Genomic DNA, 13,151 nt, shown 5'->3' on the forward strand with positions numbered 1-13,151 from the left:
GGGGCGTGGCAAAGAAGAGTAAACGTGGCAGTGGTCCACGCCCGGGAAGTAATCGCGCCGAGCGGGTAGCAGCCCGGAAAGAGCGGCAATCGCAGACGACCGCGCCGGTGCAACGTCCGTTCGCCGGCCTCGCCGCCGAGTGCGACCTGGTGGCGCTGCGTTCCTTCGTGGCCTCGGCGACCGCCGACCTGCCGCTGATCGCTGCGGGCCCCAATCCGGTGCGGCTGGTGACGGTTCTGCCCGGTGCCGGTCCCGCACTGGTCCGTGAAGAGGATTCGGCGACGATCGGCCTGGTCGCGTTGCAGACCCAGCCCGAACCCGAAGAACCGGGCGATGCGCTCGCCGCGGCAATCCAGTGGGCGACGGAAAGTGCTGCGGGCGACTCGCTTTCGCAGGTCGACACCGCCGATTCGAAATCGCTGGTCGAGGTGCTCGATCCGGCCAAGTCGCTGACGGTCACCGTCCACGACGACTTCAACTGGTGGATCGAGGGGCAGACCGACCCGGCTCCCCAGATCAAGGCGATGATCGAGCAGGCCAACGCCGCGATCATGCCGACCGCACGTCTGGAAGGCGATTTCGTCGGTGCCCCGTGGTGGGTTGATGCCGGTGAACGCGCCCATCTGCGGTGGGTTCGCCCCGAGGACGAAGACGAGATGATGGCCGCACTCGCGCGGGTTCACGCTGCCGGTGGCCTCACCCTGGGTGAAGGATCGCGCTTCGCCGGTTCGTTCCGTACCCACGGGCTGCTGGTCCCGGTGTTCGACCTCGACCGCGAACTGCACGCCCAGGAGTGGACCGCAGGCGCGGAGAAGTTCAACGAGCTGCTCAACGAGGCGCTGGCCTCGGACGCAGAGCTGACCAGCGAACAACGCCGGTCCCGTGACGGCATCCGGGCACGTCAGGTCACCCTGCGCTAGCCGGACCCGACACAAACAGCGGGCTCGACCGGATCAGATCCGGTCGAGCCCGCTGTGTGTGGTGGAACTACAGGCTGCCACCAGCAACCGCCGGAGCCGTCACATCGGCCATTGCGGCCGTGCCGATCTCCCTGGCGATGAAGTCCTCGAGGTCGAACAGGTTGCCGTCGCAGCGCTGGGCGACGGTCTGCAGGGTGCGAACGGTGGCGACCTCTTCGAGCTGTTCCTTGAGGAACCACTGCATGAACTGCTCACCGAGGTAGTCGCCCTCGTCACGGGCTGCCTTGGCCAGTTCGATGATCTGGTCGGTCACCCGCTGTTCCTGCGTCAGTGCCAGCTTGATCGGCGCCAGGTAGTCGGCGAAGCCGTTCTCCGGCTCATCGATGCCCGGGGTGTGGACGACCATGTTCCGGTCGAGGAAGTACTGCATGATCATCATCGCGTGGTTGCGCTCTTCGACGGCCTGGCTGTAGAAGTGCTTGGCCAGCTGCGGCAGGTCTTCGTTGTCGTAGTACGTGGCCACGGCGATGTACTGCTGCGCGGCGGAGAACTCCTGGCGGATCTGGTCGTGGAGGAGGTCATGGAAATGCGTACGTTTGGTGCTCATGTCGACAAGCGTAGGTGCGGGTCAGAGCCCCTGTCATCCAAGCTCGTCCTTACTTAGGATGCCTTGCCCAAAGGGCTTTCAGGCAAGGATTACCTTGGCAGGCAGCGCATTACGTACCTGATGTTGGCCAAGGCTGCCCAAACTTCTCGCCTGTCGACTGGCCGGTGCAGGTATCTGTCGGTTTGGATCTTCCGGTGAAATATGTTGGCCGGGAATGACTTACAAGAACTCGGCGTCAGGCCGGGGGTGGGCAAGAAACAGCGCCGCGACGAGAATGGCATTCTCATTGCGGCGCCGCCGCATCTGGAACATGTTTCCGGTGCGAGCCGAATCCCGTTGCAGTGTGGCGGGAATCTCAGAGTGGTTCAGCCGGTCTGGAGTAGTTCCGGCGGTACCGGGTCGCCGTCGGCGATTGCCTTGAAGAACTGGGTTGTGTTGTCGCCCCAGTCCAGTGAGTCCCCGTCGTCGGTGATCACCGGGCCGGCGTTGGGAGTGGTGACGGTGATCGGATCACTGCGCAACGCCCAGGCGAGCCGGGCCAGATGCCAGATGTGATCACCGTTGTCGACGGTCAGCGAGTTCACGACGCCGTTGACGAGCGGCCACAGACGGAACGGATTGAGAATCGTCGAGAAGCTTGTCGACTTCTTCATCAACGCCGCCATGAAGTTTCGCTGATTGACGACACGGGCGAGGTCGGCGTTGGCAAAGGCGCGGGTGCGGACGAAACCGAGTGCCTCACGGCCGTTGAGCGTTTGGCAGCCGGCCTCCAGATCGATGCCCGCCAGTGGGTCATTGATCGGTGCGTCCAAACACATTTCGATGCCACCCACGGCATCGACCATCTTGTCGAAGCCGCCGAATCCGATCTCCGCGTAGTGATCGATCCGCAATCCGGTATTGGTTTCGATGGTCTGCACCAACAGCTGTGGCCCACCGATGGCGAAGGCCGCGTTGATCTTGTGCGCGCCGTTGTCCGGGATGTCGACGTAGAGATCGCGCGGGATCGAGATGATCATCGGTTTACCACCGGACCCGTAGTGCACCAGCATGATCGTGTCGGTCCGCGAGCCCTCGCTGTCGCCGGTCGAGAGCTCCGCGCGTTCCTCGTCGCTCAAACCCTCGCGGGAATCGGACCCCACGAGCAGCCAGGTGGTCCCGGCGCTGTCGGCCACGCGTCCGGCGTAGTTCGAGAGCGCGTCGACCCGGTTCAGTTTGGTATCGAAGTAGACGATCAGACCGACCGTGCCGAGAACCATCACGAGCAGCAGGATCAGCAGCGTCCGAATGATCGGAATTCGACGACGAGTGCGGCCGCGCTCCGGTGGACGCTGCGGTGCGGGCCCGACCTGGCGAGGTGGTCCCTGCGGTGGCTGCCTGGGTGGCTGCCGGTTGTAACCCATGACCGGTGGCGCCGGGCGCTGCGCCGGTCGGGCCGTTTGTGTTTCGGGGCTCGGTGATTGGGACCATGCACGCTGCGGCTGGTAGCGGGCGTCGGCCGGCGGCGGCCCGTATTGGATATTCGGAGGTGGCGCCTGCTGCGGCCGCGGTGGATTTTGCTGCCGGCCCGGTCCCGGCTGCGGCAGACGTTGTGTCGGTGGTGGCCGCTGCCCCCGCTGCGGAGGTGGTCCGGCCGGTCCGGGCACGATGCGACGGGTCGGGCCGGCGGGAGGTGGTGAAGCGGACGGGGGTGATGCCGGCGGGGGAACCGAACCCTGATCGGGACGCCTCGCACCGCCGGGGCGGTGGATGATCGGCTCGTCCTGGTCAGTCATCCCGACAACTCTAGTCAAGCCAGCTGAGATGATCTCTCAGGAGCGCATATCCGACAAAGGCGACGGTGTCGATGAGCGCGTGCCCGATGATCAGTGGCCACACCCGTTCGGTGCGTTGAAAGACCCGACCGTAGACCAGGCCCATCGCGAAATTTCCGAGCCCGCCGCCGATGCCCTGGTACAGGTGGTAGCCGCCGCGCAGGACCGCGGAAAACAAAAGGCTGCGGTTCTCGGACCAGCCCAGCTGGCGCAGCCGGGTGATGAGGTAGGCCACCACGAGCAGTTCCTCGGCCGCGGCGTTCCCGATGGCCGCGAACACCAGCATCGGCAGGCGCCAAAAGGTTTCGTTCAGATCCGATGGCACCACCTGGACATTGAGGTCCATGGCGCGGGCGGCGAGGTAGAAGCCGAGACCGGGGATACCGATGAGCGCCGCGAGCCCGATGCCGAGGGGGATGTCGAACTTTGCGCGGATCGCGGGTAATCCGATGCGCGCCAACGGAACACCGGCGCGCCAGATCAAATAGACGGCCAGCGCGGCGATACCGAACAGCTTGGTGGCCGAGAGCAGTTGCCGGAAGAAGTCGATGACGTCGAGGTCGGACGAACTGACGTTCAGGGCGACGGAGCTGCCGCTGATGCCGCGCTCGGACATGGCTTTCTCGATCAGAGAAAGTATCGACGACATCGCCGACAGCCCGAACGTCAGAACCAGGACGATGGTGATCTCGATCCCGATCGCGCGTCGCTCGACCGGGTCGGTGACAACGGCCGGCTGCGCCGGACGTGTCGGTTGCAGCCACGGGCGCAGGTTCACCCGGTTGAGATTACTGACAGTGGTGCAGGACTGGGCCCAAGGCCCGTCAGGCCTGGCCGGGCAGGCTGCTGCGGAATGGGCAGCCGGCGAGGGTGCGGATCGCGCGGGATAGTTCCGCGACGTCGCTGACCGGTCGTGGGAATGACAGTCGAACGTCCGAGTCGTTGTCGGAACCCTCGACACGGAATCGGATCCCGAAGCGGTCGATACCGAGCGGACGCACCCGGCCGTCGCGTAGTTCGGCCGGGAGCCGGCTGCTCAGCGCGGCGATCATGTCGGCGTGTTCGGCGTCCATGTGGGCGAGCCAGTCGGCTTCGAACTCCCAGAACGGGTCCGGGTTTGCCTGGGCGAGATCAGTGGAGGTCACCGAGGCCGCACCGGAACTGTTGGCCAGCACCGCGGACGACAGACCCAGGCGAAGCAGGGAGTATCCGTGGCCGATGTCGAGAAGACCGGGCGACGGGTGGTCGGTGGCGATCTCGCAGGCCAGATCGCGTTCGAGATCGGACGGCACCGAATGCAGGGTGCCGTTGAGCCAGATGAGCGATCGGACCTGCTCGCGCAGCGCGATGGGGGCCATGTCGGTGACCTCGACCATTGCGGGGAGTCCGGCGCTACCGGCCTGCCAGGCCAGTGCGCAGGCAGTGCTGCCGGAGGGGACCAGGACAAAAGCCTGTGAGTCGTACAGATGCACCATGGTGACCGGCGTGGGTTCGCTCCCCTCGATCGCGAGCATCGCGTCCGTCACGTGCATACATGCGGTACGGATGAACTCGGAGTCGGTGGGGCGGTCGATCACTGTGTTTGTCATCTGCGGTCCTCGGTGATTCGGTTCGCACTCTGTAGGTAAAGCTACCCTAATCAAATTGGTCGATCTATGGCAAGCCTCAATTCGCTTCACCTCCTGCCGTAATCTCGGGAGGTGCCTGCGATCGCTTACTTCGGCCCATCCGGAACGTTCACCGAGATGGCGCTTGACCGGCTGTTGGTCGAGAACCCGTGGCTCAGTGCGGACGGCGAACTCCACCGGATCAGCGCGAACAGTCCAGGTGCCGCCCTGACTCTGGTCCGCGAGGGTCAGGCCAGGTACGGGTGTGTGCCCATCGAGAGTTCGATCGAGGGTTCGGTGCCGGCCACACTCGATGCCCTCATCAAGGGCACCCGGATGCAGATCTTCGCCGAGACAGTGCTCGACATCGCGTTCACGCTGGCCGCGCGTGAAGCGATGGCACCCGAGGACATCAAGACGATCGGGGCATATCCGGTGGCGGCGGCGCAGGTGCGCGACACGCTCGCCGCACGTTTCCCCGATGCCCAGGTGGTGACGAGTGCATCAAACGCGGCGGCGGCCAAGGATGTGGCGGACGGTGTGGTGGATGCCGCGGTGACCACGCCGGTGGCCGCGCGTCTGCACGACCTTCACGACATCGCGACCGGGATCGCGGACTCCGAGGAGGCCAACACCCGCTTTGTGCTGGTCGGCAGGCCCGGGCCGGTCCCGAAGCGGACAGGCCAGGACCGCACGTCGGTGACGCTGGACCTGCCGAACGTCCCGGGTTCGCTGATGTCGGCGATGTACGAGTTCGCCAGCCGGGGTATCGATCTGACCAGGATCGAATCACGTCCCCGGAGCAACGGAGGCTTCTACTTCAACCTCGATTTTGTCGGCCATCTCGATGATCCGCCGATCGCAGAAGCGCTCGGCGCGCTGTACCGCCGCGTGACCACTCTGCACTTCCTCGGTTCGTGGCCGTCCGCGCGTCCCAACGGCACGCCGCCACCCCGTCACGCCGCGAGTGACCGCTGGCTGGAATCGATCCGACTGGGTCTGGAGCGATGAGCCGGCTGTATCTGGTCCGCCACGGCGAGACCACCTCGAATGTGTTGCAGCGCCTCGATACTGCGCTGCCCGGTGCCACCTTGACCGACTTCGGTGCCAGGCAGGCCGTCCGGTACGCGCTGGAACATCCGGAACCCGGTGTGCCGGTTCTCATTTCGTCGGAGGCATCTCGCGCGCAGCAGACGGCAGAGCTGATGGGCTCGGTGTGGTCGGTGCCGAATCAGGTGCGGGACGGGCTCTTCGAAATACAGGTGGGCGACCTCGAAGACCAAACGTCCGAGGAATCGCATCAGGTCTTCGCGAAGACCGTTCGGACGTGGTTCGAGGGCCAGAGCTCGGAAAGAATGCCGGGCGGAGAGTCTCTCGACGACCTCTATGCCCGCTACCTGCCGGTCATCGACGAGATCGCCGACGAGCATCTCGCCGGGCCGGACAGCTCCGACGTTCACCTGGTCAGCCACGGTGCGGCGATCCGCCTCATCGCCGCGCGGCTGGTGAACATGCCCGCTGAGTTCGCACTCAAGCATCACTTGAAGAACACAGGTTCAATTGTGTTGGAACGCAACACCGAGGGCTGGACGTGTACCCGGTGGGGTCTGGAGCTGCCGCCGTTCCACACGACCGATCCGGCCGAACTCGCCCGCGATCCGATGGGCTGAGCCCGGCGGCTGCTCCGGAACACCTAGCCCCAGCCGTTGGCGTGGAGCCAATCGTCGGAAATGCCGAAGTGGTGGGCGATTTCGTGGACGACCGTGATCGCGACCTCCGAGATCACCTGTTCCTCGCTGTCACACATGTCGAGGATCGGTTCGCGGTAGATCGTGATGGTGTCCGGCAGTGTGCCGCCGTAGTGGCTGTCCCGTTCGGTCAGCGCGATCCCGAAGTACAAGCCGAGAATGTCGGGATCCTCGGGGTTGAATGGCTCCACGAGGATCACCACATTGTTCATGGCGGCTGCGAGATCTTCGGGAATGGTGTCGAGGGCGTCGGAGACAAGGTTGTCGAAATCCTTGTCGGTCATCGCAACCGGCATCGGTTCAGCCACCACCGCCGCCGGCCGGGGCCGGGGTCTCGATCGGATTGGGCTCGACGCCCGGAGGTAGCGGCACCGGTGACGGAATGATCCGGCCGGGGGGTTCGGCAGGTGGCGGTACGGGGACCTGGCCATTGATCAACAGGTCACCCTTGGCGTCCCCGACGAGGGTCGCGAATCCGGCTTCATCAGGTAACCCGATGTAGCACACCGACGTTCGGCTGCCCGCCATCCAACTTGTCTCCGCCAGAGTCGACCATTGCAGGTTGAGTGTGCTCTGGGCGAGTTTGTCGGAGCCGCCGAGGAATTGGTCGGTGACCCCCGGACAGGTCGTCTTCAGGTACTCGTTCTGCGCATCGACGTTCGGCCACGGCTGCCCGGTACCGGCCGCCCCGAACTTGACACCCAGGTCGATCACACCGGTGACCTGGAATGCGTGGGGCTCGGAGCAATCCACCGGGTCGGTGGGTTTGCGGGTCGCGGGATCGATACCGATGCAGGTCCCCACCGGCCACTGCTGGGCCTGATCGAGGTCGCGGACGAATCCGGTGAACGGCTGAAGGGTGCCGGTGGTGCCGGACTGCTGCAAACCACACCGCAGGCTGCGCTCGCCGTCGATCCACTGCTCTTCCGCGGGGAACATCAGGTTGACCGTGAACCGTCCGGCCGGGTCGAGCATGCCGGCGAGGTATGTGTTGACGACGGTGGGGCAGTACTCGTCACGGATCGTGGCGAACTGGTCCGCTCCGGGCCACGGGGCGTCCTCCCCGAACTGCACACCCGGGTACACCGCGGTGTCGACGGCGCCGGCGACCTCGAACATGTGCTCGGTGTTGCAGTCGACCAGGGATTGCTGTGTCGGATCCGCCGCGGGCCAGGTCAGGCAATCCCCGGCCTGCGATTTGGAGAACGGTGTGGCCGCCGCAGTCGGCTCTGCGTCGCCGACCTCATCGCCCTGGACCTTGCCGGCGTCGTCGAAACCACCGAACAGACCCACGACTCCGGCGCAGACCACCGCGCCCACCAGTATCGCTGCGAGCAGTACCCGGACCGGATGCTCGTGCATCAGGTGCCCCAGCCGACCCCGTCGGCTTTCCACGGTGGAACCGTCACCTTTCGCCACGGTGGCGTCGTCGCCCTTCTCAGTCTCAACCATCGCTGTCCATCATGCCCTTGAGCGCGGCCGCCGCGACCGAACGGGCCACAATCTCGAGTGGTGCGTGCGATGAAGGGCGATATCGTCGGACCATGGAAGCGCATGCGCACGGCGACCCGGCCGATCCGAAGAATCCCGACAACACCGAGCCGTCCGCCGATGTGGCAGAACTCGCCGGACGCATGTTTGCGATGGCGCGATCCGGCGACCTGGCGATGCTGGAGTACATCGACGCGGGTGTACCGGTGAACCTGACCAACCAGGCCGGTGACACGGTGCTGATGCTGGCCGCCTATCACGGCAACTCGGCGCTGGTGAAAGGCCTGCTGGAACGGGGTGCCGAGGTCGATCGCGCCAACGACAAGAACCAGACGCCGCTCGCCGGTGCGGTGTTCAAATCACACGACGACGTGGTCCGGGCGCTCATCGATGCGGGGGCCGATCCGGATGCGGGAACCCCGACCGCCCGAGACGCGGCCCACATGTTCGGGCGCGAAGATTACCTCGGTCTGCTCGGCAAGTAGGGTTCACAACGTGATCGACCTGAAGATTCTGCGTGAGCATCCCGATGTGGTCCGAGCTTCTCAGCGCACCCGCGGGCAGGACCCGGCGTTGGTCGATGTGCTGCTCGCCGCCGATACCGAACGCCGCAGCGCCATCGTGGAGGCCGACCAACTGCGATCCGAGCAAAAAGACCTCGGAAAGCTGATCGGCAAGGCACCGGCCGAGGAGAAGCAGGAACTGCTCGCCAAGGGTAAGGAACTGGCCGAGAAGGTCAAGGCCGCGCACGCCCTCGAATCCGGTGCCAACGACCGCATGGTCGCCGCTCACCGCGCGATCAACAACATCGTCGCCCCGCAGGCCCCTGCCGGTGGCGAAGAAGACTTTGTCCTGCTGGAGACGGTCGGCGAGATCCCGGAGATCGAGAACCCGAAGGATCACCTCGAACTCGGTGAGAGCCTCGGACTGATCGACATGGAGCGCGGCGCAAAGGTCTCCGGATCGCGTTTCTACTTCCTCACCGGTGCCGGTGCCATGCTCCAGCTGGGCCTGCTCCAGCTCGCCGCCCAGAAGGCGACCGCAAACGGTTTCACGATGTTGATCCCGCCGGTCCTGGTGCGGCCCGAGGTCATGGAGGGCACCGGGTTCCTGGGCGAGCATTCGGCCGAGGTCTACCACCTCCAGGACGACGATCTGTACCTCGTCGGAACCTCCGAGGTGCCGATGGCCGGCTATCACATGGACGAGATCCTGGACCTGTCCGACGGACCGAAGCGGTACGCCGGCTGGTCGAGCTGCTTCCGTCGGGAGGCCGGCAGCTACGGCAAGGACACTCGCGGAATCATCCGTGTACATCAGTTCGACAAGGTCGAGGGCTTCGTCTACTGCCGTCCCGAAGACGCCGAGGCCGAACATGACAAGCTCCTGAACTGGCAGAAGGAAATGCTGGCGGCCATCGACGTCCCGTATCGGGTTATCGATGTCGCCGGTGGTGACCTCGGATCGTCTGCGGCCCGCAAGTTCGACTGCGAGGCCTGGGTTCCGACTCAGAACACCTATCGCGAGCTGACCTCGAGCTCGAACTGCACCACGTACCAGGCCCGCCGCCTCCATGTGCGTTACCGCGGCGAGAACGGCAAACCGCAGATTGCCGCCACCCTCAACGGCACACTGGCCACCACGCGCTGGATCGTGGCGATCCTCGAGAACCATCAGCAGCCCGACGGAAGTGTGCGTGTGCCGGCGGCATTGGTGCCTTTTGTCGGCACCGATGTGCTGACCCCGAAGTAGGCAGAAATCCCGTTCGGAACCGTCCGACGACCGCCGCGTCGGCGCAGTTCAGACGCGCAATACCGTTGGCACCGCCATACTTTGTGAATGGTCATCGGAGTTCTGGCGGCACTGTTCGCGTGTCTCGCATACGGCGTCTCGTCGGTATTGCAGGCCTACGGCGCACGGCAGTCCAAACGGGAGGCAGCGGCTGCCGGACTCGAGGGTTTCGAAACCGAAACCGGCGCGCCCTCGATGAAATCGACCATCGCCGCAGCACTGACGGTGGCGTTCATCGTCGGAACCTGTTTGGACGTCTTCGGTTTCGTCGGCGGCGCGATCTCGGCCCGGTTGATCCCGTTGTTCCTGTCGCAGACGATCATCAGCGCCAACCTGGTGGTCACCGCGATCCTCGGTATCTTCGTGTTGGGCATCAACCTTCATCGCCGCGACTGGATCGCGATTGCCGTGGTGATCCTGTCTCTGCTCGCGCTGGGGTTCTCGGCTGAGCCCGAGGGCACTGGTCACGACTCCGCATGGTTCCACTGGGGTCTGCTGGCGATCACGGTGGTCCTGATGGCGGGTTCGGTCGGATTGATCGGTTGGCTCGGATCCCGGGCGGCGATCGCCGCGGGGCTCTGTGCCGGAACGATGTTCGGCGTGGTGGCGATCTCGGTGCGGATCATGAACGGCATCTCCGACTTCGACGTCGCCGAGATCCTCGCAGACCCGGCGGCCTATTCGCTGATGATCGCCGGCATCGGCGGCTTCTATCTGCATACCGTTGCGTTGCAATTGGGTTCGGTGAACGGTGCCACCGCGGCCCTGGTGGTCGGTGAGACCGTGATTCCCGGCCTGGTCGGCATCATCTGGCTCGGCGATAATGCGCTTCCGGGAAGAACCTGGTTGGCTGTACTCGGATTCACCTTTGCTGTGGTCGGGGCGATTGCGGTCGCCTGGTCCGGCGCAGTGGAGGCCGGCGCGCAAGCGCAACGAGGCGGGGAGAAAGCATCAGCATGAGTGCAGAGTTGTATGAGCGGTCCACAAAGATGGTGCGGTTCAACGAATTATCCATGGAGATGACAGGAGCGCTGGCCAGGCATGCCGAAAGTCAGCAGCTGGTGATCGCCGACGACATGCCCGCGTGGCTCACCCACAGCATCAACCTGCCGTCGCAGTCGCTGCTGGGAAAGTTGTTCGGGCGCAGAGCCAACAGAGCTGACAAAGACCGCGAACACGACGTGCTGGTGGTCCTGCACACCACCCATCTCCTGCTGGTGACGGCCGGTGAAAATCGGGGCACCGCAGCACTTTCCGTGCCACTGTCGCAGGCTTCGGTGCGGGTCGGCAGCGCCCTGGAGACCTCCTTCACCGCCATCGAGGATTCCGGCATCACCGTCGGCGGCTTCCCCGGCGACCACGGCCAGGCCGGCACGTTCTACATCGGGCTGGGCCCCGAACCCGCCGGCGCAGAATGTGCGGAGGCGATTCGAGCGGCGATCACCGACGCCAAGAACCCGTAGTGCACAGGTCGCCGGACTTTGACGGGTCAAGACCTACGATGATCTGGTGCCGGTCAATCGGAGCCGTAAGGCCAAGTATGCGCGTCGGCGTAAGCGCCGGATGGACGCCGTCGAGCACGACCTGAGTCCCGAGCAGTGGTCGGAGCTCAAGTCCGCCTGGGGTGGCTGCGCCTATTGCGGTGCGACCGACAAACCGCTGCAACGCGATTGTGTCCTGCCGATCTCCAGAGGTGGTCGCTACACGATCGACAACATCGCACCCGCGTGTGGCTCGTGCAATGCCAGTAAATGCAACGACGAGGTCACCGGGTGGTTGCGCCGAAAGAAGCTCGACGAACGCGCATTCCTGGTGCGGCACATGGAGATCGCGGCGGTGATGCGGAACCTTACGGATGCAGCAGGATCTTGACCGCGCCGTCCAGCTTCTTCTGGAAGATCTCGTAGGCGTGCGGCGCCTCTTCCAGCGGGAGCTCGTGGGTGGCGAAGGTGTCGACACCCAGGGGATCGTCGTCGGTGAGCAGCGGCATGATGTCGTCGACCCACCGTTTCACGTTGGCCTGCCCCATCTTCACGGTGAGCTGTTTGTCGAACATCGTGCCCAGAGGCAGCGGATCCATGTCGCCGCCGTAGACACCGATCAATGAGACGGTGCCGCCGCGCCGGACCGCGTCCAGCGCGGTGTAGACGGCACTGAGCCGGTCCACTCCGGCGGCCTTGAACAGCGGCTGCGCGATGACATCGGGCAACAGACCGGTCATCGCCTGCGCCACCTTGGCACCGATGGCGCCGTGGGCCTCCGTGCCGACAGCATCGATGACCGAATCCGTTCCGCGCCCGTCGGTTCGGTCCCGGATGATCTCGGCGATGTCCTTGTGCTGCGACAGGTCGATGGTGTCGATCCCGCGGGCCTTCGCCCGTTCGAGACGCTCGGGCACCAGATCGACCGCGGTCACCTGATAACCCTTGTGCGCGGCGATCCGTGCCGCCATGTCACCGATCGGTCCGAGACCCAGGACCGTCACCGACCCGCCGTCGGGGATGTTGGCGTATTCGACCGACTGCCACGCCGTCGGCAACACGTCGGAGAGGTACACGAAGCGAGCATCGGGAGGGCCCTCCGGAACTTTGATGTGAGTGAAGTCGGCGTGCGGCACCCGTAGATACTCGGCCTGGCCGCCCGGCACCTGACCATAGAGTTTCGAGAAGCCGAACAGCGCGGCGCCGCGGCCCTGGGATTTCACCTGCGTGGTCTCACACTGGGTCGGCAACTGATGAGTGCACATATGACAACTGCCGCAAGCGATCTGGAACGGGATCACCACCCGGTCACCGATCGCCAGATTCTTGACCGCTGATCCGACCTCGACGACTCTGCCCATGGGTTCGTGACCGAGGATGTCACCCGGGCTCATGAACGGGCCGAACACCTCGTACAGGTGAAGGTCCGATCCGCAGATGTTGGTTGTCGTCAGTTGGATGATCACGTCCGTCGGTTCTTCGATCTTCGGGTCCGGAACGGTTTCCACCCGCACATCCCGTTTGCCCTGCCAAGTCACGGCTCTCATGTCAGCTCCCCTGTCCATTTCGACTGTCGGGTCATTTCGATGTCCGCAAACCAGGTACCCGTGACAGGCGGGGCGCAATCACATGGTGGATGTGGGCCCCGCAACATGGCACGGTGGGGTTTGAGAACACCTACGGTGGGTAAGC

15 protein-coding genes are annotated in these 13,151 nt (G+C 64.7%); 8 read left to right on the forward strand and 7 right to left on the reverse strand.

Translation table 11 applies throughout. From position 1 onward, the window contains the following. Window positions 1-5 precede the first annotated feature (5 nt). Window positions 6-920: a DUF5926 family protein gene (locus H290_RS0109030; protein WP_028462969.1), complete on the forward strand. Its 915-nt coding sequence runs from the start codon at window positions 6-8 to the stop codon at window positions 918-920. 67 nt (window positions 921-987) lie between these two features. Here H290_RS0109030 and H290_RS0109035 read toward each other — a convergent pair whose 3' ends face one another. The 4 genes from H290_RS0109035 to H290_RS0109055 form a co-directional block, all read right to left on the reverse strand. Continuing rightward, window positions 988-1,527 (reverse strand): ferritin, encoded by a 540-nt coding sequence (locus H290_RS0109035; RefSeq protein ID WP_020106473.1) that lies wholly within the window; start codon window positions 1,525-1,527, stop codon window positions 988-990. Window positions 1,528-1,892: 365 nt separating this feature from the next. Beyond that, on the reverse strand, window positions 1,893-3,302 hold the full coding sequence (locus H290_RS0109045) for an LCP family protein (protein ID WP_231373546.1): 1,410 nt from the start codon (window positions 3,300-3,302) through the stop codon (window positions 1,893-1,895). Between the two features lie 10 nt (window positions 3,303-3,312). Then, complete coding sequence (locus tag H290_RS0109050) at window positions 3,313-4,119, reverse strand: CPBP family intramembrane glutamic endopeptidase (protein WP_020106476.1); 807 nt, start codon at window positions 4,117-4,119, stop codon at window positions 3,313-3,315. A 46-nt stretch (window positions 4,120-4,165) separates the two neighbouring features. Beyond that, complete coding sequence (locus H290_RS0109055; RefSeq protein ID WP_020106477.1) at window positions 4,166-4,930, reverse strand: DUF2470 domain-containing protein; 765 nt, start codon at window positions 4,928-4,930, stop codon at window positions 4,166-4,168. Between the two features lie 111 nt (window positions 4,931-5,041). Between H290_RS0109055 and pheA the strand changes: the two genes are divergently transcribed. Together pheA and H290_RS0109065 are read left to right on the forward strand one after the other, a co-directional pair. Beyond that, a complete protein-coding gene (gene pheA, locus H290_RS0109060; RefSeq protein WP_020106478.1) occupies window positions 5,042-5,959 on the forward strand; it encodes a prephenate dehydratase in 918 nt (305 codons plus the stop codon). Further along, on the forward strand, window positions 5,956-6,618 hold the full coding sequence (locus H290_RS0109065) for a histidine phosphatase family protein (protein ID WP_020106479.1): 663 nt from the start codon (window positions 5,956-5,958) through the stop codon (window positions 6,616-6,618). The genes pheA and H290_RS0109065 overlap by 4 nt, the downstream gene beginning before the upstream one ends. A 23-nt stretch (window positions 6,619-6,641) precedes the next feature. On the opposite strand, the gene H290_RS0109070 is transcribed toward H290_RS0109065, so the two are convergent. Next, window positions 6,642-6,992: a metallopeptidase family protein gene (locus tag H290_RS0109070; RefSeq protein WP_028462970.1), complete on the reverse strand. Its 351-nt coding sequence runs from the start codon at window positions 6,990-6,992 to the stop codon at window positions 6,642-6,644. Window positions 6,993-6,996: 4 nt separating this feature from the next. Then, entirely contained in the window at window positions 6,997-8,148 is a 1,152-nt protein-coding gene (locus tag H290_RS0109075; RefSeq protein ID WP_020106481.1) for a septum formation family protein, read from the reverse strand. A 92-nt stretch (window positions 8,149-8,240) separates the two neighbouring features. Between H290_RS0109075 and H290_RS0109085 the strand changes: the two genes are divergently transcribed. The 5 genes from H290_RS0109085 to H290_RS0109105 all read left to right on the forward strand — a co-directional run bounded on the left by H290_RS0109085 (window position 8,241) and on the right by H290_RS0109105 (window position 11,850). Continuing rightward, on the forward strand, window positions 8,241-8,672 hold the full coding sequence (locus H290_RS0109085) for an ankyrin repeat domain-containing protein (protein ID WP_020106483.1): 432 nt from the start codon (window positions 8,241-8,243) through the stop codon (window positions 8,670-8,672). 10 nt (window positions 8,673-8,682) lie between these two features. Continuing rightward, entirely contained in the window at window positions 8,683-9,939 is a 1,257-nt protein-coding gene (gene serS, locus H290_RS0109090; protein WP_020106484.1) for a serine--tRNA ligase, read from the forward strand. Window positions 9,940-10,026: 87 nt separating this feature from the next. Continuing rightward, window positions 10,027-10,938, forward strand: a complete 912-nt coding sequence (locus H290_RS0109095; protein ID WP_020106485.1) for a hypothetical protein — start codon at window positions 10,027-10,029, stop codon at window positions 10,936-10,938. Beyond that, entirely contained in the window at window positions 10,935-11,441 is a 507-nt protein-coding gene (locus H290_RS0109100; RefSeq protein ID WP_036518460.1) for a hypothetical protein, read from the forward strand. The genes H290_RS0109095 and H290_RS0109100 overlap by 4 nt, the downstream gene beginning before the upstream one ends. 100 nt (window positions 11,442-11,541) lie before the next feature. Next, a complete protein-coding gene (locus H290_RS0109105; RefSeq protein ID WP_020106487.1) occupies window positions 11,542-11,850 on the forward strand; it encodes an HNH endonuclease in 309 nt (102 codons plus the stop codon). On the opposite strand, the gene H290_RS0109110 is transcribed toward H290_RS0109105, so the two are convergent. After that, on the reverse strand, window positions 11,828-13,006 hold the full coding sequence (locus tag H290_RS0109110; RefSeq protein WP_028462973.1) for a zinc-dependent alcohol dehydrogenase: 1,179 nt from the start codon (window positions 13,004-13,006) through the stop codon (window positions 11,828-11,830). The two genes, H290_RS0109105 and H290_RS0109110, sit on opposite strands and share 23 nt — an antisense overlap. Window positions 13,007-13,151: the final 145 nt, after the last annotated feature.

Origin of the sequence: Nocardia sp. 348MFTsu5.1, from assembly GCF_000383535.1 — a bacterium.
Lineage (GTDB): Bacteria > Actinomycetota > Actinomycetes > Mycobacteriales > Mycobacteriaceae > Williamsia > Williamsia faeni.